The organism is Nocardioides sp. zg-1308, assembly GCF_013155375.1.
Taxonomy (GTDB): domain Bacteria; phylum Actinomycetota; class Actinomycetes; order Propionibacteriales; family Nocardioidaceae; genus Nocardioides; species Nocardioides renjunii.
In genome coordinates, this window is sequence record NZ_JABJQY010000005.1 from 1 (window position 1) to 25,684 (window position 25,684).

23 protein-coding genes are annotated in these 25,684 nt (G+C 72.6%); 15 read left to right on the forward strand and 8 right to left on the reverse strand.

The genetic code is table 11. The annotated features are described in order from the left end of the window. Window positions 1-178: 178 nt before the first annotated feature. A complete protein-coding gene (locus tag HN031_RS18570; protein WP_172273819.1) occupies window positions 179-1,957 on the forward strand; it encodes a proline--tRNA ligase in 1,779 nt (592 codons plus the stop codon). Window positions 1,958-1,974: 17 nt separating this feature from the next. Then, window positions 1,975-2,700 (forward strand): HAD family hydrolase, encoded by a 726-nt coding sequence (locus tag HN031_RS18575; protein WP_172273822.1) that lies wholly within the window; start codon window positions 1,975-1,977, stop codon window positions 2,698-2,700. 292 nt (window positions 2,701-2,992) lie between these two features. Here HN031_RS18575 and HN031_RS22415 read toward each other — a convergent pair whose 3' ends face one another. Beyond that, the gene (locus HN031_RS22415; RefSeq protein WP_172273825.1) at window positions 2,993-3,421 is read right to left on the reverse strand and encodes a DUF4439 domain-containing protein; all 429 of its coding nucleotides are present in this window, start codon (window positions 3,419-3,421) and stop codon (window positions 2,993-2,995) included. Beyond that, window positions 3,418-3,942 carry a ferritin-like domain-containing protein gene (locus HN031_RS22420; protein ID WP_172273828.1) on the reverse strand — a complete coding sequence of 175 codons (525 nt, stop codon included), beginning with the start codon at window positions 3,940-3,942 and terminating at the stop codon, window positions 3,418-3,420. Before HN031_RS22420 ends, HN031_RS22415 begins: the two co-directional genes overlap by 4 nt. A 117-nt stretch (window positions 3,943-4,059) precedes the next feature. On the opposite strand from HN031_RS22420, the gene rimP reads away from it, so the two are divergent. The 8 genes from rimP (at window position 4,060) to HN031_RS18625 (ending at window position 12,293) form a co-directional block, all read left to right on the forward strand. Beyond that, window positions 4,060-4,551 carry a ribosome maturation factor RimP gene (rimP, locus tag HN031_RS18590; protein ID WP_172273831.1) on the forward strand — a complete coding sequence of 164 codons (492 nt, stop codon included), beginning with the start codon at window positions 4,060-4,062 and terminating at the stop codon, window positions 4,549-4,551. After that, window positions 4,551-5,528 carry a transcription termination factor NusA gene (nusA, locus tag HN031_RS18595; RefSeq protein ID WP_172273834.1) on the forward strand — a complete coding sequence of 326 codons (978 nt, stop codon included), beginning with the start codon at window positions 4,551-4,553 and terminating at the stop codon, window positions 5,526-5,528. Before rimP ends, nusA begins: the two co-directional genes overlap by 1 nt. 96 nt (window positions 5,529-5,624) lie before the next feature. Continuing rightward, on the forward strand, window positions 5,625-5,921 hold the full coding sequence (locus tag HN031_RS18600; protein WP_367650833.1) for a YlxR family protein: 297 nt from the start codon (window positions 5,625-5,627) through the stop codon (window positions 5,919-5,921). Window positions 5,922-6,020: 99 nt separating this feature from the next. Further along, window positions 6,021-8,864 carry a translation initiation factor IF-2 gene (gene infB / locus HN031_RS18605; protein ID WP_172273837.1) on the forward strand — a complete coding sequence of 948 codons (2,844 nt, stop codon included), beginning with the start codon at window positions 6,021-6,023 and terminating at the stop codon, window positions 8,862-8,864. Between the two features lie 68 nt (window positions 8,865-8,932). Further along, window positions 8,933-9,430 (forward strand): 30S ribosome-binding factor RbfA, encoded by a 498-nt coding sequence (gene rbfA / locus HN031_RS18610; protein WP_172273840.1) that lies wholly within the window; start codon window positions 8,933-8,935, stop codon window positions 9,428-9,430. Continuing rightward, window positions 9,430-10,287, forward strand: a complete 858-nt coding sequence (truB, locus tag HN031_RS18615) for a tRNA pseudouridine(55) synthase TruB (RefSeq protein ID WP_172273843.1) — start codon at window positions 9,430-9,432, stop codon at window positions 10,285-10,287. The genes rbfA and truB overlap by 1 nt, the downstream gene beginning before the upstream one ends. 87 nt (window positions 10,288-10,374) lie before the next feature. Then, a complete protein-coding gene (locus tag HN031_RS18620) occupies window positions 10,375-11,310 on the forward strand; it encodes a bifunctional riboflavin kinase/FAD synthetase (protein ID WP_172273846.1) in 936 nt (311 codons plus the stop codon). Further along, on the forward strand, window positions 11,307-12,293 hold the full coding sequence (locus HN031_RS18625; protein WP_172273849.1) for a hypothetical protein: 987 nt from the start codon (window positions 11,307-11,309) through the stop codon (window positions 12,291-12,293). Before HN031_RS18620 ends, HN031_RS18625 begins: the two co-directional genes overlap by 4 nt. Before the next feature lie 112 nt (window positions 12,294-12,405). Here the strand turns inward: HN031_RS18625 and HN031_RS18630 are convergent, their stop codons facing one another. The 4 genes from HN031_RS18630 to HN031_RS18645 are packed head-to-tail and all read right to left on the reverse strand — an operon-like array spanning window position 12,406 to window position 16,624. After that, window positions 12,406-12,648 (reverse strand): HPr family phosphocarrier protein, encoded by a 243-nt coding sequence (locus HN031_RS18630; protein WP_056602465.1) that lies wholly within the window; start codon window positions 12,646-12,648, stop codon window positions 12,406-12,408. Window positions 12,649-12,699: 51 nt separating this feature from the next. After that, entirely contained in the window at window positions 12,700-14,910 is a 2,211-nt protein-coding gene (locus HN031_RS18635; protein WP_172273852.1) for a fructose-specific PTS transporter subunit EIIC, read from the reverse strand. Beyond that, window positions 14,907-15,860: a 1-phosphofructokinase family hexose kinase gene (locus HN031_RS18640; protein WP_172273855.1), complete on the reverse strand. Its 954-nt coding sequence runs from the start codon at window positions 15,858-15,860 to the stop codon at window positions 14,907-14,909. Before HN031_RS18640 ends, HN031_RS18635 begins: the two co-directional genes overlap by 4 nt. After that, a complete protein-coding gene (locus HN031_RS18645) occupies window positions 15,857-16,624 on the reverse strand; it encodes a DeoR/GlpR family DNA-binding transcription regulator (RefSeq protein WP_172273858.1) in 768 nt (255 codons plus the stop codon). The genes HN031_RS18640 and HN031_RS18645 overlap by 4 nt, the downstream gene beginning before the upstream one ends. Before the next feature lie 86 nt (window positions 16,625-16,710). Here HN031_RS18645 and ptsP point away from each other — a divergent pair, with 86 nt between their 5' ends. The 5 genes from ptsP to HN031_RS18670 all read left to right on the forward strand — a co-directional run bounded on the left by ptsP (window position 16,711) and on the right by HN031_RS18670 (window position 23,842). Then, a complete protein-coding gene (gene ptsP / locus HN031_RS18650) occupies window positions 16,711-18,393 on the forward strand; it encodes a phosphoenolpyruvate--protein phosphotransferase (RefSeq protein WP_172273861.1) in 1,683 nt (560 codons plus the stop codon). 31 nt (window positions 18,394-18,424) lie between these two features. Then, window positions 18,425-20,161 (forward strand): zinc-binding dehydrogenase, encoded by a 1,737-nt coding sequence (locus tag HN031_RS18655; protein WP_172273864.1) that lies wholly within the window; start codon window positions 18,425-18,427, stop codon window positions 20,159-20,161. Between the two features lie 125 nt (window positions 20,162-20,286). Next, the gene (locus tag HN031_RS18660; protein WP_172273867.1) at window positions 20,287-22,275 is read left to right on the forward strand and encodes a PTS mannitol transporter subunit IICBA; all 1,989 of its coding nucleotides are present in this window, start codon (window positions 20,287-20,289) and stop codon (window positions 22,273-22,275) included. Between the two features lie 125 nt (window positions 22,276-22,400). Beyond that, window positions 22,401-22,754, forward strand: a complete 354-nt coding sequence (locus tag HN031_RS18665; RefSeq protein ID WP_172273870.1) for a PadR family transcriptional regulator — start codon at window positions 22,401-22,403, stop codon at window positions 22,752-22,754. Further along, window positions 22,751-23,842 carry a hypothetical protein gene (locus HN031_RS18670; protein WP_172273873.1) on the forward strand — a complete coding sequence of 364 codons (1,092 nt, stop codon included), beginning with the start codon at window positions 22,751-22,753 and terminating at the stop codon, window positions 23,840-23,842. Before HN031_RS18665 ends, HN031_RS18670 begins: the two co-directional genes overlap by 4 nt. 63 nt (window positions 23,843-23,905) lie before the next feature. Here HN031_RS18670 and HN031_RS18675 read toward each other — a convergent pair whose 3' ends face one another. Further along, window positions 23,906-24,544, reverse strand: coding sequence for a response regulator transcription factor (locus tag HN031_RS18675; protein ID WP_172273876.1), 639 nt, complete (start codon window positions 24,542-24,544; stop codon window positions 23,906-23,908). Further along, on the reverse strand, window positions 24,496-25,644 hold the full coding sequence (locus tag HN031_RS18680; RefSeq protein ID WP_172273879.1) for a sensor histidine kinase: 1,149 nt from the start codon (window positions 25,642-25,644) through the stop codon (window positions 24,496-24,498). The genes HN031_RS18675 and HN031_RS18680 overlap by 49 nt, the downstream gene beginning before the upstream one ends. Window positions 25,645-25,684 lie beyond the last annotated feature (40 nt).

Here is a 25,684-nt window from a genome sequence, read left to right on the forward strand (position 1 = left end):
CACATCGCACGCGACGGCCGTGTTCGGCTGCGATGTGCCGCCACCATCGGGATCGGGCGGGCGGGCGCCGGCTGGGAGTGCGATGTGCCGCCACCACCGGGATCGGGCGGGCCCGGCCCGGGCGTCCCCGTCGCAACTGGTTCGCGACGCCCGGAGGCGCGCACCTATTGTTGCGCGCATGACTGGCCGCATCCTCCGCATGTCGACCCTGTTCGTGCGCACCCTGCGCGACGACCCCAACGACGCCGAGGTGCCGAGCCACAGGCTGCTGGTGCGCGCCGGCTACATCCGCCGGGCCGCCCCGGGCATCTACACCTGGCTGCCGCTGGGCCTGCGGGTGCTGCGCCGCATCGAGGACATCATCCGCGAGGAGATGGACGGGATCGGCGCGCAGGAGGTGCTGTTCCCCGCCCTGCTCCCCAAGGAGCCCTACGAGGCGAGCGGCCGCTGGACCGACTACGGCGACAGCCTCTTCCGCATCCAGGACCGGAAGGGCGGCGACTACCTCCTCGGGCCCACCCACGAGGAGATGTTCACGCTCGCGGTGAAGGACCTCTACTCCTCCTACAAGGACCTGCCGCTCTCGATCTACCAGATCCAGAACAAGTACCGCGACGAGGCGCGTCCCCGCGCGGGCCTGCTGCGCGGTCGCGAGTTCGTCATGAAGGACTCCTACTCCTTCGACATCGACGACGCCGGCCTGGAGCGCTCCTACCAGCGGCACCGCGACGCCTACGTCCGGATCTTCGACCGGCTCGGCTTCGAGTACGTGATCGTCAAGGCGACGTCCGGCGCGATGGGCGGGTCGGCCAGCGAGGAGTTCCTCGCCAAGGCCGAGGTCGGCGAGGACACCTACGTCCGCTGCACGCACTGCGACTACGCCGCCAACGTCGAGGCCGTCGCAGTCCCGACCCCCGCACCCGTGTCGTACGACGACGTGCCGGCCGCGCACGCCGAGGACACCCCCGGGACGCCGACCATCGACTCCCTCGTCGACCACCTCAACGCGGCGTTCCCGCGCGACGACCGTCCCTGGGCGGCCGGCGACACCCTCAAGAACGTGCTCGTCGTGCTCAAGCACCCCGACGGCACGCGCGAGCCGCTGGCGATCGGCGTGCCCGGCGACCGCGAGGTCGACCAGAAGCGCCTCGAGGGCCAGCTCGAGCCGATCGAGGTCGAGCCGATGGACGAGGCGGAGCTCGCGAGGCATCCCGCTCTGGTCAAGGGCTACATCGGCCCCGGGGCGCTCGGCGCGGAGTCCGCGTCCGGCATCCGCTTCCTCGTGGACCCCCGCGTCTCGCAGGGCACCCGGTGGGTGACCGGCGCCGACGTGCGCGGCTCGCACGTGGTCGACATGGTGGTGGGCCGCGACTTCACCCCCGACGGCACCATCGAGGCCGCCGACGTCCGCGACGGCGACGCCTGCCCCAACTGCGACGAGGGCACGCTCGAGTCCGCGCGCGGGGTGGAGATGGGCCACATCTTCCAGCTCGGTCGCAAGTACGCCGAGGCGCTGGGCCTGCAGGTCCTCGACGAGAACGGCAAGCTCGTCACGGTCACCATGGGCTCCTACGGCATCGGGCCCTCGCGCGCCGTGGCCGCCATCGCCGAGGGCACCCTCGACGAGATCGGGCTCTGCTGGCCGCGCAACGTCGCGCCCGCCGACGTGCACGTGGTGGCAGCCGGCAAGGACGAGTCGATCCTTGCCGCGGCGGAGGTGCTCGCGCAGGAGCTGAAGGGCGCCGGCCTCGACGTGCTCCTCGACGACCGCACCGGCAAGGTCAGCCCGGGGGTGAAGTTCAAGGACGCCGAGCTGATCGGCGTCCCGACGATCGTCACCGTCGGCCGTGGCCTGGCGGACGGCAACGTCGAGGTGCGCGACCGGCGCTCCGGCGACCGCGAGGACGTCGCGGTGGGCGCTGCGGCGACCCACGTCGTCGGCCTCGTCCGCAGCTGACGGCGGCTGCTCCGCGCATGGCCGGGACGAGGATCGAGGCGGTCATCTTCGACTGGGGCGGGACGCTGACGCGGTGGCACGACGTGGACTTCCACGCCGAGTCGGTCGCGCTGGCCGCGGCCGTACGACGTACGCCGACGCTCGACGACGACCACCACGCCCATGCCGAGCGGCTGCACCGTGCCGGAGCCGCGGTCTGGGGCCGCAGCCGCGACCACCAGCAGAGCGCCACCATCGCCGACCTGTTCGCCGAGGCCGGGCTCGAGCACGACCCCGAGCTGCTGCGCGCCTACTACGAGTTCTGGGAGCCGCACACGCTGACGGACCCCGAGGTGCGACCGATGTTCGAGGAGCTGCGCGCCGCAGGGCTCAAGGTCGGCGTCCTGTCCAACACGATCTGGCCCCGCGAGTGGCACGTCGGCTTCTTCGAGCGCGACGGCGTCCTCGACCTGGTCGACGGTGACGTCTACACCAGCGAGATCCCGTGGACGAAGCCGTCGCCGCACGCCTTCCGCGCCGCCATGGACGCCGTGGGCGTGGCCGACCCGGCCGCGTGCGTCTACGTCGGGGACCGGCTCTTCGACGACGTCTGGGGCGCCCACAACGCCGGCCTCCGCGCCGTCCACGTCCCCCTGAGCAACATCCCGGTCGACCAGGTCGGCCACACCGAGGGCGAGCCCGACGCCACCGTCGCCTCGCTCGCCGAGGTGCCTGCCGTGGTCCGTGCCCTCGACCGCGGGTGAGCGCCGCGGACGAGCCCACGTCCTGCAAGTTTGTGCGTTGCACGAACATGCAAGTCGGTGAGCCTGTTGCTGGCCGCCGATCGGCTGCATGATTGTGCATGTGGCCGCTCCACCCCCACAGGACGGCCACGCAGGGTGATGCTGACCAACCCCACGAGCGGTCCGCGTCCTCGGCCTTTGGGAGAGATCTCGGGACTTTCCCAAAGGTTGAGGCCGCGGGCCGCTTTCCCTTTCCCGGTGCCTCGGTCCAGAGGATGTGGCGACGCGGCCGGTCGAGTGGGGCGGAGCTGGCTCAGCCGAGCTCGGGTGCCCCCGGCCAGGTGGCGGGCGTCGCGCCCAGCCCGACCTGCCAGGTCGCCGACCACGTCGCCTCGGTGAGCGCCCACCCGCGCACCGTGCCGGTCGAGCGGGCGACCAGTGCGAGCAGGGCCTCGACGCTCCCCCCCTCGAGGTCGCGGGCGGCCGCCTCGACCTGCGCCGGGCGCAGCGCCGCGCCGTCGAGCTCGTAGGCGGCAGCGGCAGCCACCGGCTCGCCGCCGGCCTCGACCACCATCGTCCGCAGCTGGTCGCGCCGCGACCGGTGCCGGCGGTGGGCGGTCGTCAGCGCGTCGAGGAGCGCGGGGGTGGCCGCCTGCGAGGTCCGTGCCCCGAGGACGCCGTAGGTGTAGACGGCGGCATGCTCGTCGGCGAGGACGACCTGGAGGGCGTCGACGACGCTCACGGGCTCGCCTCCACCGGCGTGGCACCCGTGGGGGCGCCGGCCAGGGCGGCGCTGTGCTGGGCCGTGGAGGCGGCGATGCTGGCCAGCACCCTGGCCAGGTCGCCGCTGGCGGCGACGGCGCACGCCTCCCGCGCCTCGCGCAGCAGCCGTTGCTCGGACCGGCGGACCGCTCCCAGCGCCCGGTCGACCCGCGACGGGACCGTGGGCGGGGCGGCGCTCGGGAGACCGCTCCCGGGGACCGCGCCGGCCAGCAGGTCGAGGTGCGCGGCATGGGCCTCGCCGATCGCCGCCAGGCGGGCGCCTAGGGCGGGCGCGGACGACGTGGCGGCCTCCAGGACCGACTGCGCGCGCACGAGCGACCCGACGACGGCGGCGACCAGCTCGGCGTCGGGCGGGGGTGCTGGAGCGGCGGAGGTGCCACCGTCGCGGACCGGCGGGTCGATGTCGCAGCCCGCGAGGACCAGCGGCGCGCACAGCGCCGACCCCACCGTCGTACGACGGGTCAGCGGGCGTCTCGGCACCCCCGCACCCTAACCCTCGCGCGCGTCGCTCCCGACCGGCCGGCGCACGATTCCGGGGCAGCCCGGACGGCCGCTAGGGTGATGGCTCGACAACTGCACACGAGGAGGTCGCACCCGATGAGCACTCCCCACCAGGACGCCACCCGGGACCGCATCGAAGCGGAGCTGGTCGACCCCTTGCGCGTGATGGGCCTCGACGTCGAGGCCGTCGAGGTCACCCCCGCCGGCAAGCGCCGGGTGCTGCGGGTGGCCGTCGACAAGGACGGCGGCGTCACCCTCGACGACGTCGCCGACGCGACGCGCGAGGTCTCCCGCGTCCTCGACGAGTCCGACGTGATGGGCGAGATGCCCTACACCCTCGAGGTCACCTCCCGCGGCGTCGACCGGCCGCTGACCCTGCCGCGCCACTGGCGGCGCAACCAGGACCGCCTGGTCAAGGCCACCCTCACCGACGGGTCCAGCGTGACCGGCCGCATCGTCGGCTCGGCCGAGGAGTCCGCGACCCTCGACGTCGAGGGCACCCGGCGCGAGGTCGCCTACACCGACGTCGCCAAGGCCCTGGTGCAGATCGAGTTCAACCGCAAGAGCGAGAAGAAGGACGACGACTGATGGACATCGACCTGAGCATCCTGCGGATGCTGGAGCGTGAGAAGGAGATCTCCTTCGAGGTGCTGGCCGAGGCCATCGAGCAGGCCCTCCTGACGGCCTACCAGCGCGCCACCGAGTCGCAGCACCCCGCGCGGGTCGAGCTGGACCGCAAGAGCGGCCACGTGACGGTCTGGGCGCGCGAGGTCGACGACGAGGGCAACGCCGGCCCCGAGTACGACGACACCCCGCAGGGCTTCGGCCGCATCGCGGCCACGACCGCCAAGCAGGTGATGCTGCAGCGGCTGCGCGACGCCGAGGACGAGATCAAGTTCGGCGAGTTCTCCGGCAAGGAGGGCGACATCATCTCGGGGATCATCCAGCAGGGCCGCAACCCCGACGACGTGATGGTCGACCTGGGCAAGGTCGAGGCGCTGCTGCCGGTCAGCGAGCGCGTGCCGGGGGAGAAGTACGTCCACGGCGAGCGCATCAAGTGCCTGGTGACCTCAGTGCGCAAGGGGATGCGCGGCCCGCAGATCACCCTGTCGCGCTCGCACCCGACGCTGGTCAAGAAGCTCTTCGCGCTCGAGGTGCCCGAGATCGCCGACGGCACCGTGGAGGTCGCCGCCATCGCCCGCGAGGCCGGGCACCGCACCAAGATCGCCGTCCACTCGTCCGTCGCGGGCGTCAACGCCAAGGGCGCCTGCATCGGCCCCATGGGCCAGCGGGTGCGCAACGTGATGAGCGAGCTGCACGGCGAGAAGATCGACATCGTCGACTGGGCCGAAGACCCGGCCGAGATGGTCGCGCACGCCCTCTCCCCGGCTCGGGTGAACTCGGTCGAGATCGTCGACCTGGCCGCCCGCTCCTGCCGCGTCGTCGTACCCGACTTCCAGCTCTCCCTCGCCATCGGCAAGGAGGGCCAGAACGCCCGCCTCGCCGCGCGGCTCACCGGCTGGCGGATCGACATCCGCTCCGACGAGGCGCCCACGCCGGACTGACGCGGCCGGTTCGTCATCCGCTGGTCCGACGCAGTAGAGTGGACCGCAGTGGCCACCACGTCTGACACCCCTGCGCCCGGACCCGTCCGGACGTGCGTGGGTTGCCGGGCCAGGGCCGCTGCGAGCGAGCTGCTGCGGGTGGTCGCAGGCTCGGACGCCGAGGGCCGACCGGCCCTGGTGCCCGATCCGGACCGCCGAGCGCTCGGTCGCGGGGCGCACCTGCACCCCACGACCGAGTGCTGGGAGCTCGCAGCACGACGCCGAGCACTACCCCGGGCGCTCCGCTCGGGGGGCCCGCTCGCCGACACACCGGTGGCCGACTACCTCGCCACCGTGATCGACCAGTCCGAATCACCGCTCGACCGACCAGAAACTGGAGCACGCAGCTCATGAGCACTCGATGAGTAACTCGTAATGAGTGTGCACACCCACTAGCTGTTCCGTTTCCCCTCTCCTTCTGGGGTCACGGACCAGAAGGAGTAGAGACCAACCGTGGCAAAGACCCGAGTCCACGAACTCGCCAAGGAGTTCGGAGTCGAGAGCAAGTTCGTTCTCGAGAAGCTCAAGGAGATGGGGGAGTTCGTCAAGTCGGCATCGTCGACTGTCGAGCCGCCCGTCGAGATGCGCTTCAAGAAGCAGTACGGCGACGAGCTGAAGGCCGCTGCGGCCACAGCCCCCGCTGCCGAGGCTGCCGCCCCCGCGACCCAGCAGGCCGCCGCGCCGGCTGCGACGTCCACCGACGCGCCCGCTGACAAGCCGGCCGACAAGAAGGCGGCGCCGCGTCCCGGCCCCAAGCCGGCCGCTGCGCCCGCCGCCGAGGCACCCGCCGCGGCTCCCGCCCCGGCCGTCGTCGAGGAGGCCGCACCGGCCGCCGCCAGGCCCGGCCCGAGGCCCGGACCCAAGGCACCTGCCGCCGAGCCGCAGGCACCCGCGGCCGAGTCCGCGGCGCCTGCCGCCCCGGCTGCCCCGGCAGCCCCGGCTGCTCCGGCCGCCAAGTCCCCGGCACCGCGTCCGGTGGGCCGGCCCGGCGCACCGCGTCCCGGCAACAACCCGTTCGCCCCCAGCCAGGGGATGGGCTCGCGCCCGGCCCCGCGCACCCCGGGCGACGACACCCGTCCGCCGCGTCCGCCGGCCGGCGGCGGCGAGGCACGCCCCGGCATGCCGCGCCCCAACCCGGCGATGATGCCCAAGTCCCCGGCCGCGTTCGGCAACGGCCCCGGCGGCCGTCCGGCCCGCGGTGGTCCCGGTGGCGGTCCCGGTCGTCCGGGTGCCCCCGCCCGCGGTGGTGCCCCGGGTCGTCCCGGCGCCGGTGCCGGTGCTCCCGGCGGCGGTGCCCCGGGTCGCCCCGGCGGCTTCGGTCCGTCTGGTGGCGGTCGCCCCGGTGGCGGTCGTCCCGGCCAGCGTGGCCAGACCCAGGGTGCCTTCGGGCGCGCCGGCGGCCCGTCGCGCCGCGGACGCAAGTCCAAGCGGGCGCGTCGCATGGAGTTCGAGGCCATGGAGGCCCCGACGATCGGCGGCGTGCGGGTCCGCAAGGGCAACGGGGAGACCGTCCGTCTCCCGCGTGGCGCCTCGCTGACCGACTTCGCCGAGCGCATCAACGTCGACGCCGCTGCCCTCGTGCAGATGCTGTTCTCGCTCGGCGAGATGGTGACCTCGACGCAGTCGGTGGGTGACGAGACGTTCGAGCTGCTCGCCGAGGAGCTCAACTACGTCGTCCAGATCGTCTCGCCCGAGGACGAGGACCGCGAGCTGCTCGAGACCTTCGACCTCGAGTTCGGTGCCGACGAGGGCGACGAGGCCGACCTGGTCATCCGTCCGCCGGTCGTGACCGTCATGGGTCACGTCGACCACGGAAAGACCAAGCTCCTCGACGCGCTGCGTGACGCCAACGTGGTGGACAAGGAGGCCGGTGGCATCACCCAGCACATCGGTGCCTACCAGGTGCACACCGAGGTCGACGGCGAGGACCGCCGCATCACCCTCATCGACACCCCCGGTCACGAGGCGTTCACCGCCATGCGTGCCCGTGGTGCCCAGGCCACCGACATCGCGATCCTGGTCGTCGCGGCCGACGACGGCGTCATGCCGCAGACGGTCGAGGCGCTCAACCACGCCAAGGCGGCCCAGGTGCCGATCGTGGTCGCGGTCAACAAGATCGACAAGCCGGAGGCCGACTCCACCAAGGTCCGCGGCCAGCTCACCGAGTACGGCCTGATCCCCGAGGAGTACGGCGGCGACGCGATGTTCGTCGACGTCTCGGCCAAGGCCGGCATCAACCTCGACAAGCTGCTCGAGGCGGTCGTCCTGACGGCCGACGCGTCGCTCGACCTGCGGGCCAACCCCACGCAGGACGCACAGGGCCTCGTGGTCGAGGCGCACCTCGACCGCGGCCGCGGCCCCGTCGCGACGGTGCTGGTCCAGCGCGGCACGCTGCGCGTGGGCGACTCGATCGTCGCCGGTCCGGCCCACGGCCGGGTCCGCGCGATGCTCGACGAGCACGGCAACGAGATCCTCGAGGCCGACCCGTCACGTCCCGCGATGGTGCTGGGCCTCTCGGCGGTGCCGGGTGCCGGGCAGAACTTCATCGTGGTCGAGGACGACCGGATGGCTCGCCAGATCGCCGAGAAGCGTGAGGCGCGCGAGCGTGCGGCCATGCAGGCCAAGCGTCGCGTGCGTCGCAGCCTCGAGGACTTCATGGCCTCCATGGAGAAGGGCGAGAGCCAGGAGCTCAACCTCATCCTCAAGGGCGACGTGTCCGGCTCGGTCGAGGCGCTCGAGGACGCCCTGTCGCAGATCGACGTCGGCGACGAGGTCTCGCTGCGGGTCATCGACCGCGGTGTCGGTGCCATCACTGAGACCAACGTCGACCTGGCTGCCGCCTCCGACGCCATCATCATCGGCTTCAACGTCCGCCCGCAGGGCAAGGCGAGCCAGATGGCCGACAAGGAGGGTGTCGAGATCCGCTACTACTCGGTCATCTACCAGGCGATCGAGGAGATCGAGGCGGCCCTCAAGGGGATGCTCAAGCCCATCTACGAGGAGTCGACCCTCGGCCAGGCGGAGATCCGCGAGATCTTCCGCTCGTCCAAGGCCGGCAACATCGCGGGCTGCATGGTCACCTCCGGCCTCATCCGGCGCAACGCCAAGGTCCGGGTCCTGCGAGACGGAGCGGTGGTGGCCGACAACCTCGACCTCCTCTCCCTCCGCCGCGAGAAGGACGACGCCTCGGAGGTCCGCGAGGGCTTCGAGTGCGGTCTGGTGCTCCGCAACTTCCAGGACATCAAGATCGGCGATGTCGTGGAGTCGTTCGAGATGCGCGAGATCCCGCGCAGCTGACGTAGGACACTGACCGGGCACCTGCACTGCTGTGCAGGTGCCCGGTCGGCATTTGAGAGAGTGAGCACATGACCAACCCCCGCGTCCGCAAGATCGCCGACCGCATCCAGGTGATCGTCGCCGAGATGCTCGAGCGTCGCATCAAGGACCCGCGCCTCGGCTTCGTCACCATCACCGACGTCCGGGTCACCGGCGACTCCCAGCAGGCATCGATCTTCTACACCGTCCTCGGCGGGGAGGAGGAGCGGACCAGCACCGCCGCCGCGCTCGAGTCGGCCAAGGGCGTCATCCGCTCCGAGGTCGCCCGGCAGCTCGGCATGCGCATCGTGCCGTCGCTGACCTTCATCCCCGACGCGCTCCCCGAGAGCGCCCGGGAGCTCGAGGAGGTGCTCGCCCGCGCCAAGGAGCAGGACGAGGCGGTCGCCGCGCAGCGCGGCACGGCCTACGCCGGCGAGCCCGACCCCTACAAGAAGCCGCGGGCGGCCGAGGACGACCTCGACGACGAGGACGAGCTCGACGCGGACGAGCCCGGCGGGGACGACCTCGACGGGGACGTCCGCCCCTGATGGTCGACCCCGGTCTGGTCGTCGTCGACAAGTCCCCGGGCATGACCTCCCACGACGTCGTCGCCCGGGTCCGCCGCCTCGCCGGCACCCGGAAGGTCGGCCACGCCGGCACCCTCGACCCGATGGCGACCGGTGTGCTCGTGCTGGGCGTCGACCGGGCCACGCGGCTGCTCGGGCACCTGATGCTCACCGAGAAGGCCTACGACGCGACCATCCGGCTGGGGGTGTCGACGACCACCGACGACGCCGAGGGTGAGGTCGTCGAGACGCGTGGCACCGGCGGCGTGCGGGAGGACGACGTACGCGCGGAGCTGGCGCGGTTCGTCGGCGACATCGAGCAGGTCCCGACCGCCGTCTCCGCGATCAAGGTCGACGGGCAGCGCGCCTACGCGCGGGTCCGCGCCGGCGAGCAGGTCGAGCTCAAGGCCCGGCCGGTGACGATCCACGAGCTGGCCGTGACCGACGTGACGCTGCCGGAGGTGCGCATCTCGGTCCGCTGCTCGAGCGGCACCTACATCCGCGCCATCGCGCGCGACCTGGGGACTGCGCTGGGCGTCGGCGGTCACCTGACGGCGCTGCGGCGCACGGCCGTCGGCTCCTTCGACCTCTCGGTCGCCCGCACGCTCGACGAGCTGGCCGACGACTTCGCCGTGGTCCCCATCGCCGACGCCGCCCGCGGCACGTTCGCCTCGATCGACCTCGACGAGGAGCAGGCTGCGCACGTCCGGTTCGGGCGCCCCCTCGACCTGGCGCTGCCGGGGGACGGGGCGCACGCGGTCTTCGCGCCGGGGGGCGAGTTCCTCGCTCTCTACGAGCCGCACGGCGCACGCGCCAGGCCCGTCGCCGTCTTTGTCTGAGCAACGGCGGGCGGCAGCGAGGGGGACGGCGGGGGGACGGCGGGGGGAGTGGCGGGGCCGGCTCGGGGCCGCCAGTAGGCTGCCGACGTGCAGATCTGGCGAGACGTCGAGGACGTGCCGGCCGACCTCGGCCGCACCGTGGTGAGCATCGGCAACTTCGACGGCGTCCACCTCGGGCACGCCCACGTGCTGCGCGAGGCCCGCGCGGCCGCCTCCCGGCTCGGCATCGACACCGTCGTGGCGGTGACGTTCGACCCGCACCCGATGGCGGTGCTGCGGCCCGACCACGCGCCGCCCACCCTGACCTCGATCCACACGCGCGCCCGGCTGCTCGAGTCCGCCGGCGTCGACGCGATCCTCGTGGTCGGCTTCGACCGCGAGATCGCCGGCTGGTCGCCGGAGGAGTTCATCGACCGGATCATCGTCGACACCCTCCACGCCGGCGCCGTGGTGGTCGGCGCCAACTTCCGCTTCGGCGCCAAGGCCGCCGGCGAGGTGGCCACGCTCGTCGAGGCGGGCGCCTCGCGCGGCTTCGAGACCGTCGGCGTGGCTCTCGACGGTGGGCCGCAGGTCTGGAGCTCGACCTACGTGCGCCAGTGCCTGGCGACCGGCGACGTCGCCGGGGCCGCAGAGGCCCTCGGTCGTCCGTTCACCGTCCGCGGGACCGTGGTGGAGGGCGACAAGCGCGGGCGCCAGATGGGCTACCCGACCGCCAACGTGCCGATCCCGCCGGTGGACGCCGCGCCCGCCGACGGCGTGTACGCCGGCTGGCTGACGCGCCTCGACACGCGCGAGCGCTACCCGGCGGCGATCTCCGTCGGCACCAACCCCACGTTCGACGGGGAGCGGGACCGCCGCGTGGAGTCCTACGTGCTCGACCGCGACGACCTCGAGCTCTACGGCGTGGAGGTCGAGGTCGCGTTCGTCGACCGGCTGCGCGGGATGGTGAAGTTCGAGGGCATGGAGGCACTCATCGAGACGATGCACGACGACGTGCGCCGGGCTCGGGACCTGCTGGCGTGACGGGGGACCGCACCGACCGCACGGACCTGGCGGCCGTGGAGCAGTGGTTCGTCGACCACGGGCTGCCCTACTTCGTCGACGACATCCGGGCCGAGGTGCAGCGCGGGCTGGCGCGCGGTCGGCTCGTCCGGGTCGGCCTGCTCGCCGTCGTGCTCGCGGCCGCGGTGGTGTGCGGGTTCGCCCTCACCGACCACCTGGAGTGGGACGACGGCCTGGTCCCCGGGATCAACCTCGGCCTGCTGAGCGTCGCCCTCTACGCGCTGTTCACCCTGCGTGCGTGGGTGGTGGCCCGATGGGCCGCGAGCCAGACCTTCTCGAGCCTCGGCCTGCTCTTCCCCCTCGTGACGCGAGCGCTGCCACTGCTGCTGCTCTTCGTGACCTTCCTCTTCATCAACGCCGAGGTCTGGGAGGTGTCGGCCACGCTCGACGGCCGGGTGATGTGGCTGACGGTGGCGCTGTTCCTCACGATCACCGTCGGGTTCCTGCTCGTCCGGCTGCCCGAGGAGCTGGCGGGGTTCGACGAGCACGTCGACCCCGACGAGCTGGCACGCCACCTGGTGGGCACGCCGCTCGAGGGGTTCCGGCAGCCTGCGGGCGCGAAGGTCGTCGACGAGGTGGCCATCTCGGGGCTCCAGAAGGCGAACCTCGTGCTGATGCTGCTCATCACCCAGCTCGTGCAGGTCGTGCTGCTCAGCGTCAGCGTCTTCGTGTTCTTCGTGGTCTTCGGGCTGCTGGTCATGGACCCGGGCGTCATCGCCGGGTGGATCGGCCACGAGGTGACCAACCTGCCGTTCTCCGCCCGCGCCAACTGGGAGCTGGTGCAGGTGTCGACGTTCCTGGCGGCCTTCAGCGGTCTCTACTTCACGGTCTACGCCGTCACCGACGAGGTCTACCGCACCCAGTTCTTCAGCTCGATCGTGGCCGAGCTGGAGCGTGCGGTGAGCGTGCGGGCCGCCTACCGAGCGCTGCGACGGACCGACTGACGCAGGGCTCGCCGCCGCCCGGCGCATCGGCCCCGGACATGCCGGTGGGCGGTGCCCGAGCTGCTCGTCGTACGACGAGGACGTGGCTCGGGCACCGCCCACCGGGAGTGCCTCAGGCGTCGAGGTCCTGCTCGACCAGCGCGGCGATGGCGTCGACCGCGGCCTGGTCGTCACCGGCCACCTCGACGGTGTCGCCGTTGCCGGCGCCGAGGGTCATGATCATCAGCGACGAGCTGGCGTCGACGCCGTTGATGGTCACGTCGGAGCCGAGCTCGCCGGCCTTCTCGGCGATGATCGCGGCGGGGCGGGCGTGGAGGCCGACGGCGGAGCCGACGACGACGGACTTGCTGGGCATGGTTCTCCTTGGGGTGGGGTGGGGTTGTGGGGTGCGGCGGGACGGGCGTGGTCAGACAGTAGCGACGTCGGGGCTCGGGCGGCCCAGGCTCTTGAGGACGATCACGAGAGCGGCACCGACGGCGACGCCCGCCGCGAGGGCGATCAGGTAGCCGAGGACCCCGTCCACGGCGAACAGCACGAAGATGCCACCGTGGGGTGCCCGCACGCTGACGTCCATCGCCATGGCGAGGCCGCCGGTGACGGCGCTGCCGGCCATGATCGACGGGATGACCCGCAGCGGGTCGGCCGCGGCGAAGGGGATGGCGCCCTCGGTGATGAACGACGCCCCGAGCAGCCAGCCGGCCTTGCCGTTCTCGCGCTCGGGGATGGAGAACAGGCTGGGGCGGATCACCGTGGCGAGCGCCAGGGCGATCGGCGGGACCATGCCGGCCAGCATGACCGCGGCCATGATCCGCAGCTCGGGTGCGTCGCCGGAGAGCGCGGCACCGCCGACGCCGGCGGCGGCGAAGCTGTAGGCGACCTTGTTGAGCGGACCGCCCATGTCGAAGGCCATCATCAGGCCGAGGATGACGCCGAGCAGGACGGCGCTGCCGCCGCTCAGCGAGCTGAGGCCGTCCTCGAGCTGGCCCATCAGCCAGGCGATCGGCCGGCCGAGGACCACCAGCATGAGGAAGCCGGCCACCACGCTGGTGACCAGCGGGATCACGAGCACCGGCATCAGGCCGCGGGCCCAGGCCGGGACCTTGCGGCCCGCGATCCAGTGGGCGATGACGCCGGCGAGCACGCCGCCGACGATCGCGCCGAGGAAGCCCGTCGCGGGGTAGGCGGAGTCGCCGCTCACGCCGATCACGTTGGAGGCGAGGCCACCCATGACGAAGCCGGGGGCGATGCCGGGGCGGTCCGCGATGGCGTACGCGATGTAGCCGGCCAGCGCAGGGATGAAGAACGCGAAGGCGGTCTGGCCGATGATCAGCAGCAGGGCACCGATGTAGGCGAAGAACCCGGAGTCGAACAGGGCGTGGTCGAGGCCGAGCGCCGACGGGTCGGGCAGGTTGGTGAAGGAGTTCTCGAGCAGGATCTCCTGCGCGGGGCCGACGATCTCGTAGCCGCCGAAGAGGAAGCCGAGGGCGATCATCAGGCCGCCCGCGGCGACGAAGGGGATCATGTAGGAGACGCCGGTCATCAGGACGCGTCGCGTACGACCGCCCCAGCTCTCCTGCCCGGTCGCGCCGGTGCCCTCCGAGGACCCGCCGCCGGCCGCGCCCTCGACCCGGGGCGAGGCCGACGGGTCGGCGGCGTAGCGCAGGGCCTCGGCGATCATCGCGTCGGCGTCGTCGATCGGACGCTTCACGCTGGAGGTCACCATCGGCTTGCCGGCGAACCGGGACCGGTCACGCACGCCCACATCGACGGCGAAGATGACGGCGCCGGCGGCGGCGATGGTGGCAGGTGCCAGCGGGGTGGCGCCGGCCGACCCCTGGGTCTCGACCTCGAGCTGGACCCCCGCCCGCTCGGCAGCGGCCTCGAGGGCCTCGGCCGCCATGTAGGTGTGGGCGATGCCGGTCGGGCACGCGGTGACCGCGACGAGGGTCGGCCTGCCGTCGGAGGCGGGTGCCGCGGCGGCCGCCGAGGTGCCGGCCGACGTACCGGCCGAGGTCGCGGGCGCGCCGTCGGAGGTGGCGGGGGGCGTCGAGCCGGTCGCGTCGGCGACGGCCTGGCCCGGGGCCCGGGTCTCGCCGCCTCCGGGCTCGGCCGCACCGGACGGGGTGCCGGACGCCGGGGCGGGGGTCTTCTTCGCCACGGGGGCCGTCTCGCCGATCTCGTGCGTGATCAGGTCGACGACCTCCTCGGCCGATCCGGCCGAGCGCAGCGAGTCGGTGAAGGCCGGCTTGACGAGGGCACGCGCGAGCTTGGTGAGGATCGTCAGGTGGTCGGCGTCGCCGCCGGCCGGTGCCGCGATGAGGAACGCCAGGTCCGCGGGGCCGTCCTTGGCGCCGAAGTCGACCGGGGGGTCGAGCCGGGCGAAGGCGAGCGTCGGCGTCTCGACCCCGGCCGTGCGGCAGTGGGGGATCGCGATGCCGCCGGGCAGCCCGGTGGACGAGGTGGACTCGCGGGCGAACGCGTCCTCGATCAGCTGGTCCCTGCTGGTGGCGCGGCCGGCGTCGTCGACGACGGCCGCGAGGGCGCGGATCACCTCGTGCTTGTCCGCGCCCCAGCCGGCACCGAGCCGGACGAGGTCTGTGGTGATGAGGTCGGTCATGCTGTGCCTCCGAGGGCGGTGACGCCGACGAGCTCGGTGCGGAGCTGCGAGGGCTGGGGGATGGTCGTTCCGGGCAGACCTGCGGCGGCGCTGCCGTAGGCGACGGCGAGTGCGAGGCGGTCGGGGGCCGGCAGCCCCCGCATGTCGCCGAGCAGGTAGCCGAACAGGCTGGAGTCGCCGGCACCCACGGTGCTGACGACAGTGGTGGGCGGGGGAGTCGCGTGCCAGGCGCCCTCCGCCGTCACGAGGACGGCGCCGTTGCCCCCGAGGGTGGCGAGGACGGCGCCCACGCCCCGCTCGATGAGCTGGCGGGCGGCCACCGCCGCGGCAGCGGGATCGGCCTCGAGCTTCTCGGCGTCGCCGCCGGTGAAGGAGGCGAGCTCCTCGCCGTTGGGCTTCATCAGGTCCGGGGCGGCTGCCGGGAGCGCCTCCACCAGCGCCTGCAGCGGGCCGTCGCTGGTGTCGACGGCCACGTGCCCGCCCACGGCGCGCAGGCGGCGTACGAGGTCGGCGTAGAAGCCGGGCGGCGCGCCTGCGGGCAGCGAGCCCGCCAGCACGGTCCAGGCGGCGACCGACGCGCGGGCCAGGACCGCCTCGGCCATCCGCTCGAGGTCCTCGGTGGCCACCTCGGCGCCGGGGGAGTTGAGCTTGGTGGTGGTGCCGTCGGGCTCGGTGATCGTCAGGTTGACGCGCACGTTGCCGGCCGGGCGCACCGGGCGGCAGTCGATGCCCACGCCGAGCAGCTCGAGGACGAACGGGTCGTCCTTGAGGGCGGGCACGACGGCGATGCTGGGGATGTCGGCGCTGACCGCGGCCCGCGAGATGTTGACCCCCTTGCCGCCGGCCTGCGACGTCACCGAGACCACGCGGTGCACCTGGCCGCGGTCGAGGTGGCCGTCGAGGGCGACCGTCCGGTCGAAGCTGGGGTTGGGCGTCAGGGTGAGGATCATGCGATCACTACCTCGATTCCGGCGGATTCCAGCGCGCGGCGGTCCGCGGCCTCGATGTCGCTGTCGGTGACGAGCACGTCCAGGCAGTCGAGGGTCGCGAAGCGCACGGCCGTCTCGATGCCGAACTTGGTCGAGTCTGCGAGCACCACCGTACGCCGCGCGCAGGCGATGATGGCCCGCTTGCTCGCCGCCTCGTCGCTGTCGGGCGTGGTGAGCCCGTGGCCCACGGTGATGCCGTTGGTCGCCACGAAGGCGACGTCCGCGCGCAGGTCGGACAGGGCGGTGACGGTGTCGGCGCCCACGGCGGCGTGGGTGGCCGGGCGCACCTTGCCGGGCAGGAGGTGCAGCTCGATCTGCGGCAGGCCGGCCAGGCGGGTGGCGACCGGGACGGCGTGGGTGACCACGGTCAGGCGGTGGTCGCGGGGGAGGGCGGCCGCGAAGCGGGAGGTCGTGGTCCCGGCGTCGATCACGACCACCGAGTCGGGCGGCGGCAGCAGGGCGACCGCCGCGTTGGCGATCGCCTCCTTGGCCTGCGTGTTGGACTGGTCGCGCTCGCCGATCCCTGATTCGATGACGGTGAGCGAGCCGGCGGGGACGGCGCCTCCGTGCACCCGGCGGACCAGACCCATCCGGTCCAGGGTGGACAGGTCGCGACGCACGGTCTCGGTGGTGACCTCGAACTCCTCGGCCAGCTGCACCACGGACAACCGGCCGCGGCGACTGATCAGGTGGGCCATGGCCTGCTGGCGCTCTTCGGCGTACATCGGTCCCCTTCCCGAGGATCTGTGTATGTGTTGTTTTAGTCCCGAATATGTTGCTTGTCAACAACGCGGTGTTCTACGGTGTGTCCATGACCACAGCCGAGCACCCCTCGTTGAGCGGGACCCCGGTCGTACCGGGTGTCGCCGCGGGCCCCGTCCTGCACGTCCGCGGCGAGGTCTCGCCCGAGGCGATCGCGCGCTACGGCGAGGGTGACTTCGCCGATCCGGACGCCGCACTCGCGGCGTACGACGACGCGGTGGGCGCCGTGGCGCAGACGTTCACCGACAAGGCGGCCCGCGCCGAGGGCGCGGCGGCCGAGGTGCTGACCGCGAGCGCAGGCCTGGCGCGCGACAAGGGACTGCGCTCGGGCGTCGCCAAGAACCTCACGGCCGGCCAGGGGCCGGTGGCAGCCGTGCAGGGCGCCGTCGAGCAGTTCGTCACGATCTTCACCAGCATGGGCGGGCTCATGGCCGAGCGCGTCACCGACCTGCGCGACATCGAGCGCCGGGTCGTCGCCCACCTCGTCGGCGAGCCGGCCCCCGGCGTGCCCACCCCGACGGAGCCGTCGATCCTGGTGGCCGAGGACCTCGCCCCGAGCGACACCTCCGGCCTCGACCCCGCGCTCGTGACCGCGCTGGTGACCGAGCGCGGCGGCGCGACGAGCCACACGGCGATCATCGCCCGCCAGCTCGGGATCCCGTGCGTCGTCGGCGCCGCGGGGGTCACCGAGCTCCCCGCGGGCACCTTCGTGGTGGTCGACGGCGAGACCGGCACGATCGAGACGGGCGCCGACCCCGACGACGCCCGCGCGCGGGTCGCGGAGAGCCTGCGGCTCCGTGAGCAGCTCGCGTCCTGGAGCGGTCCGGCGGCCACCGCCGACGGACTGCCGCTCAAGCTGCTCGCCAACGTCGCCGACGGCGCCTCCGCGGAGTCGGCCGGCCGCGAGCCGGTGCAGGGCGTGGGGCTGTTCCGCACCGAGCTGTGCTTCCTCGACCGCAAGGACGAGCCGAGCGTGGAGGAGCAGGCCGACATCTACAGCAAGGTCCTCGCGCCCTACGCCGACGGCCGCTACGTCGTCGTCCGCACCCTCGACGCGGGCTCGGACAAGCCGGTCGCCTTCGCGACCCACACGGGCGAGGAGAACCCGGCGCTCGGGGTGCGCGGGCTCCGGCTGAGCTTCGACAACCCCGGCCTGATGGACCGCCAGCTCGACGGCATCGCGGCAGCGGCCGAGCGGACCGGCACCGAGACCTGGGTGATGGCTCCGATGGTCGCGACGGTGGCCGAGGCGGCCGACTTCTCCGCGAAGGTCCACGCCCGCGGCCTCAAGGCCGGCGTGATGGTGGAGATCCCGAGCGCCGCCCTGCTCGCCCACCGGATGCTCGAGGTCGTCGACTTCCTCTCCATCGGCACCAACGACCTCACCCAGTACGCCATGGCCGCCGACCGGATGGCCACGGACCTGGCCCACCTCACCGACCCGTGGCAGCCCGCCGTCCTCCAGCTGATCGCGATCACCGCCCACGCCGGCACCGAGGCCGGCAAGCCGGTCGGCGTCTGCGGGGAGGCCGCCGCCGACCCGCTGCTCGCCACGGCGCTCATCGGCATGGGCATCTCGTCGCTCTCCATGGCCGCACGCGCCGTACGTCCTGTCGGCGCCCAGCTCGGCATGGTGAGCCTGGAGACGTGCGAGGCGGCAGCCGAGGCCGCGCTCGGGGCGCCCGACCCGATGGCCGCGCGAGCAGCCGTCCGCGAGCTGCTCGGCCACTGACAACCCCCACCCATCTCACGACGGAGGACGCATGACATCGACGTACGACCGGTACCGCGCGGCGGATGCCGAGCTGCCGGACGGCTCCTGGACCTGGTACCTGCACGGCGCGGGCGAGGAGAACATGGGCAAGGACGGTGCCCCCGAGCTGGTCCCCGTCCCCACGCCCGACGCCAACCACATGCTGGTGCGCATCGACAGCGTGGGACTCTGCTTCTCCGACGTGAAGATCATGCGTCAGGGCGGCAGCCACCCGAAGCTCTACGACCGCGACCTGGCCCACGACCCCACCCGGCTCGGGCACGAGGTGAGCCTCACCGTCATCGAGGTGGGGGACAACCTCAAGGACCGCTACCACCCGGGCCAGAGGCTGGCGGTGCAGCCCGACATCTACCAGGACGGCAGGAGCACGGCCTACGGCTACACCGTCCCCGGCGGCCTGACGCAGTACCACCTCATGGGCGCGGAGATGCTCGAGACCGATGACGGCGCCTGCCTGCTGCCCCTCCCCGACACCATGGGCTACGCCGAGGGGTCCACGCTGGAGCCCTGGGGGTGCGTGATGGCGGCCTACACGCAGCGCCGCCGCCTGGAGCCCAAGACCGGCGGGACGATGTGGATCGTCGGCCGGCCCGGGGACGAGCGGGACTACGAGTTCTCCTCCGGGCTCGACGCCCCGGCCACCATCGTGACGTCCGACGTGCCCGCCTCCGTGCGCGAGCTGCTGGAGAGCACCTCGGCCGACGTGGTCGTGCGCGACGGCATCGGCGTCGACGACTACCAGGCACTGGTGGACGAGCTGACCGACGGCGCCGGCTTCGACGACATCGTCGTGCTCGACCCTCGTTCCGCCGCGACGGCAGGTGCCGTCGCGGCGCACATCGCGCGGCGGGGCACCCTCAACCTGGTGGGCGAGACCGCCCTGGACGGCCTCGTGGACCTCGACGTGGGCCGCCTGCACTACGACTACACCGCCTACCTCGGCGGTCGGGGTCCGGACATCGCCGCCTCCTACGGCGAGGCGCGCAACCGCTGCGACCTGCGCCCGGGAGGTACGACGGTGTTCGTCGGCGCCGGCGGCCCGATGGGCCTGATGCACGTCCAGAGGGCCATCCAGCAGACCGACGGCCCGAAGCGGATCATCGCCACCGAGGTGAGCGACGAACGCCTCAGGAGCCTCGAGGACCGACTGGCCCACCTGGCGGAGAGCAACGACTGCGAGCTGATCACCTTCAACTCCCAGACCGCGGACCAGTCCCTCGTCGACTTCGTCATGGGCCTCACCGACGGCCAGGGGGCTGACGACGTCGTGGTCAGCGTCCCCATCTCCGCCGTGATGGCCGAGGCCGACACGCTGATGCGGCCCGACGGGATGCTGGTCTTCTTCGCCGGTGTCCCCAACGGCACGCTGGCGCCGCTGGACCTGAGCGCGGTCTACCTGGGCAACGCGCAGTACACCGGGACCTCGGGCCTGACCATCCACGACCAGCAGCAGGTGGTGGACCTGGCCAACAAGGGCCAGCTCTCCCCGGGATCCATCGTGGGCGCCGTCGGCGGCATGCTGGCGGCCAAGGACGGCCTCCGGGCCCTGGTCGACGGGACCTACTCCGGCAAGGTCCTGATCTTCCCCCAGATCCACGACCTCCCCCTCATGGGACTCGACGAGCTGGAGGAGAAGCTGCCGGACGTCGCCGCCCAGCTGGGGCCCGGCGGCACGTGGAACGACGAGGTGGAGCGGGCGTTGTTCGACAGCCAGCTGAACGGCTGAGGCCTAAAGCCACACAGTCGGGCACGAATCGTGCCCGAATGCTTGGCAACAGGCCCGTTCGTGAGGTTTAATCGCGGACATCATGTGATGGGGCTCACCCCACGTTCGACTGGAGGACATCAAGCATGGCGATCACAACTTCCACTCCCGCGTCGAGCTCCGGCGCGCGGGTGCGCGTGCAGAAGTTCGGCACGTTCCTCTCCAACATGGTCCTGCCGAACATCGGCGCGTTCATCGCGTGGGGCCTCATCACCGCGCTCTTCATCCCCACCGGCTGGATTGCCCTCATCGGCGACAACGCCTTCGGCTACACGCTGGAGGAGGGCTACACCTACGGGTTCGTGGGCCAGCTCGGCGGCTGGGAGGGCACGGACAGCGTCGGCATCGTCGGCCCGATGATCACCTACCTGCTGCCGCTGCTCATCGGCTACACCGGCGGTCGGATGATGTACGACGACAGCACCCGCGGCGGCGTGGTCGGCGCGATCGCCACCATGGGCGCGATCGCCGGTGCCAGCGTCCCGATGTTCCTCGGCGCCATGGTGATGGGCCCGCTCGGCGGCTGGTCGATGAAGAAGCTCGACGCGCTGTGGTCCCACAAGATCCGACCCGGCTTCGAGATGCTCGTCAACAACTTCTCCGCCGGCATCTGGGGCGCCATCCTGGCGATCCTCGGCTTTGTCGTGGCGGGGCCGTTCGTCGAGCAGTTCAGCAAGCTGGCGTCCAACGTCGTCGACACGCTCGTCGACAACGGCCTGCTGCCGCTCACCTCGATCTTCATCGAGCCGGCCAAGATCCTGTTCCTCAACAACGCGATCAACCAGGGCATCCTGACGCCGCTCGGCACGACCGAGGCGCTCGAGGAGGGCAAGTCGATCCTGTTCCTGCTCGAGGCCAACCCCGGCCCCGGCCTGGGGCTGCTGCTGGCCTTCACGTTCTTCGGCCGTGGTGCCGCCAAGGCGTCGGCGCCGGGCGCGATCATCATCCAGTTCATCGGCGGTATCCATGAGATCTACTTCCCCTACGTGCTGATGAAGCCCAAGCTGGTCCTCGCCGTCATCGGCGGCGGCATGGCCGGTGTGGCGACCAACGTGGCCTTCAGCTCCGGCCTGCGCTCGCCCGCCTCGCCCGGCTCGATCATCGCGGTGTGGCTCTCGACCCCGGCCGGCAGCTTCGTCGGGGTGACCCTGTCGGTGGTCGCCGCCACCGCGGTGTCCTTCGCGATCGCCTCCTTCCTGCTCAAGCTCGACCGCTCCACCGACGAGGGCGACCTCGCGGCCGCCACCGCGCAGATGGAGGCCAACAAGGGCAAGAAGTCCTCGGTCAGCGGCATGCTCGGCGGCTCCGCCGCCGCCGCGGGCCCGGTGCGGTCCATCGTGTTCGCCTGCGACGCCGGCATGGGCTCCTCCGCCATGGGCGCCTCGGTGCTCCGCCGGAAGATCCAGCAGGCGGGCCACGGTGACGTCACGGTCGTCAACAAGGCGATCTCCAGCCTCGACGACAGCTACGACCTCGTGGTCACCCACCAGGACCTCACGGACCGGGCCCGCCAGAGGACGCCGTCCGCCATGCACGTCTCGGTCGACAACTTCATGGGCAGCCCTCGCTACGACGAGATCGTGGAGATGCTCGGCACCTCCTCCGGGACCGCCGTCGCCGACGAGGCCCCGGCCGCCGCGGCGGCCGACGTGCTCTCGCGCGACTCGATCGTCCTCGGCGGCTCCGCCCGCACGCGGGACGACGCCATCGCCGAGGCGGGCCAGCTCCTCGTCGCGGCCGGCGCGGTCGACGCGTCGTACGTCGAGGCGATGCACGAGCGCGAGAAGTCGGTCTCGACCCACATGGGCAACGGCCTGGCGATCCCGCACGGCACCAACGAGGCCAAGGGCGCGATCCGCCGCTCCGCGCTGTCGTTCGTCCGCTACGACCAGGGCATCGACTGGAACGGCAAGCAGGCCGACTTCGTCGTGGGCATCGCCGGCGCCGGCGACGACCACCTGGCCCTGCTCCGCTCGTTGGCCATGGTGTTCGCGGACGAGTCGCAGGTGGCTCGTCTCCGGGCGGCCACGACGGCCGACGAGGTCCTCGCCGTCCTCGACGGGGTCACCGTCTGACCCACCAGCGTGAGCTCGACGGGGCCGGCCCATGGGGGTCGGCCCCGTCTCGCACGTCCGGGCCACGGGCGACACGCTGACAGCGTGCTGCGCGGTACTGCGCGATACGGAGTAGTGTGCGCTGCATGGATCAGACCCAGCTCCTCAAGGGCGTGCTCGACCTCGCCGTGCTGGCGGTGGTCGAGGGGGAGGACGGCTACGGCTACGACATCGTGCGGCGGCTGCGCGACGGTGGCCTACGGGAGGTGGGCGACGCCTCGGTCTACGGGACGCTGCGCCGCCTCTACGCCGCGGGCGCACTGACGTCGTACGTCGTGCCCTCCGAGAGCGGACCGCACCGCAAGTACTACGGCATCACGCCGGTCGGTCGTGGGCAGCTCCATGAGCAGCGCACGGACTGGTACGCCTTCGCGTCCACCCTGGACGGGCTCCTCGCCTCCACCGCACCTCACTCGACCACTCCGGGAGTCAGCGCATGAGCACCACCGATCTTCCCGTCCGACCTGACGTCGCCGGCTTCGTCGACAGAGTCCGCGACCTCCTCTCCGACCTTCCCGAGGAGGACCGGCTCGAGCTGACAGAGGGACTCGAGGCCGACCTGGCGGACCAGGTCGCGGAGCAGGGGGCGGACGTCCTCGGCGACGCGGTGGCCTATGCCCGCGAGCTGCGCACCGCCGCCGGGTTCGACCCGGTCCCTGGTCGGCGCCCGAGCCCGCCGGCGGGAGTGATGCTGCTCGAGCAGCTCGACGCCGCCCGGGCGTGGTTCGACCTCCAGGTCTCGCGGCCGCGTGTGGTGTCGGCGTGGCGGGTGCTCGTCACCCTGCGTCCTGCCTGGTGGGTGCTGCGCGCCTGGGCCGCCTCGGTCGTGGTCGCGTTGCTGTGGCCGGGGTGGTACGACTACGGGCTGACCTGGTTGCCGGGCGTGCACCCGGCGATCGGCCTCCTCATGCTCGCGGTCTGCGTGGTGGGAAGCGCGCTCGTGGGGCTCGGTGTGCTGTGGCCGGGCGCGCGGACCCCCGGCTCGCGGAGTCTGCTGGCTCGTGTGGTGCTCCTGGCGCTCAACCTGTGCGCGATCGTGAGCCTGCCCGTCATCAACGGCGAGCTCGACCAGCAGTCCTGGAGCCGCTACAACCAGGGCTACGGGGAGGCCGAGCTCTTCATGACGGAGTCCGGCGTCCTCAACGGTGGCCGCGAGGTCTGCAACATCGCGGCCTACGACGCGGCGGGTCAGCCGCTGACCGGCGTACAGCTCTTCGACCAGGAGGGACGACCGCTCGACGTGCGGTGCTGGGACCAGCAGGCCCGGACCGTTCCGTGGATCCTCGGCGACGTCGCCCGCTGGAACGTCTTCCCCCTCGCCGAGCGCGAGCGTCCCGCTCGTACGTCGGCGCGCCGTGCCGACCTCGGCGAGACTGCGTTCCCGGTCCCTGACCGGGCCACGACGCCGGAGGTCACCCACCCGCTCGTGAGCCCCGGACCGGCGGACGAGCCGCAACCGGACCGGGCCGAGCGGCGCGAGAAGGCCGGCGAGGGTCGTGAGACCCCACGGAACGACCGAAGGCCATGACCCCGGTTGCGCACGTCATGGGGAGTGGTCGCGGGGGTGACCGCTCCCCATGACCGCCGGCCCTCAGCGCAGCCAGGCGAGCACGGCCAGCACCCGCCGGTTGTCGTCGGGCGCGAGGGGCAGGTCGAGCTTGGTGAAGATGCTGTTGGTGTGCTTGGCGACGGCCTTCTCGGAGACGAAGAGCGCGCCGGCGATGGCGGCGTTGGAGCGCCCCTCCGCCATCAGCGACAGCACGTCGCGCTCGCGGGCCGTGAGCCGGTCGAGCGGCTCGTCGCGGCGGTGGGCCATGATCGCGGCGATGACCTCGGGGTCGATGACGGTCCCGCCGGACACCACCCGGCGTACGCCGTCGACGAACTCGCCGACGTTGGCGACGCGGTCCTTGAGGAGGTAGCCGACCCCGCCCTCGCCGCTGGCGAGCAGCTCGCGGGCGTAGAGCTGCTCGACGTACTGCGAGAGCACCATCACGGGGTAGCCGGGTCGCCGGGTGCGCACGGCGATGGCGGCCCGCAGTCCCTCGTCGGACCAGGTCGGCGGCATCCGCACGTCGAGCACGGCGCCGTCGGCCTCGACGTCACGGAGGGCCGCGTCGAGCTGTGGGGCGTTGTCGACGGCCGCCACGACGGTGCAGCCGTTGGCCTCCAGCAGCCGGATCAGTCCGTCGCGGAGGAGAGCGTTGTCCTCGGCGATGACAAGGCGCACGGAATCTCCAGCGTGATCAGCGTCGGCCCCCGGTCGGGGCTCGAGACCACCATCGTGCCGTCAAACGCCGACAGGCGTCGCATGATGCCGAGCATGCCGGTGCCGTGTCGCGCATCGGCCCCGCCGCGGCCGTCGTCGCCGACGGAGGCGCGCAGCACGCCGGAGTCGTGGCGCAGGTCCACCCACGCGCGGCTCGCCCCCGCGTGCTTGCCCACGTTGGCGAGGCACTCCGCGACCGCGAAGTAGACCGCCGACTCCACCGGCTCGGGTGGTCGGCCCTCCAGGTCGGACAGCACCGTCACCGGCAGCGCCATGTCGAGCGCGAGCGCCTCGACGGCGCCGGCGAGCCCGCGGTCGGCGAGCACCGGCGGGTGGATGCCGCGGACGACGGCGCGCAGGTCGGCGAGGGCCGCCCCGGTCGTGTCCCGCGCCTCGGCGACGAGCCGGAGCGCGGCCTCGGGGTCGCGCTCGAACAGGTCGTCGGCCAGGCCGAGCGTCATCCCGACCGCCACGAGCCGCGCCTGCGCCCCGTCGTGGAGGTCGCGCTCGATCCGTCGCAGCTCGGCGGCGTTGTGGTCGACGGTGTCGGCCCGCGACACCGTCAGGTCGACGACGCGCTGCTCGAGCTGCTCGGTGTGGCCGCGCGTGAGGAAGGTCCGGTCGAGGGTGGCGCGCAGGCGCATGACGTGCGGCGCGCCGTACCACCAGATGGCACCGGTGACGACGAGGAGCAGCAGCAGCACGGTGAGGAGGGCCAGGGCGAAGCCCGCCGTCAGGGAGACCAGCACCCACAGCAGGTCGCGCCAGGTCATCGGGTCCACCGCCCACGTGCGCACCCGGGCCAGCGTGCCGAGGCCGCTGGTCGGGAGGTAGCCGGCGGGCACCTCGTGGCCGAGGGTGCGCGCCGCCATCGAGCGGTGCCGCTCGGCGATCCAGCGCAGCGCCGGCAGGCCCAGCACCAGGATCGGGACGCCGACCGTGACGAGGGCGAGCAGTCCTCCGACACCCACCAGCACGAAGGCCACGACCGTGGGTACGAGGAGCAGCAGCTGGCAGGCGGCGAACCCGGTGACGGTCCACGGACCGGCTGGCGTGCGCATGCCCCCATCCTCCCCGAGCCGGGCGCTGGGCGCAGTGGAC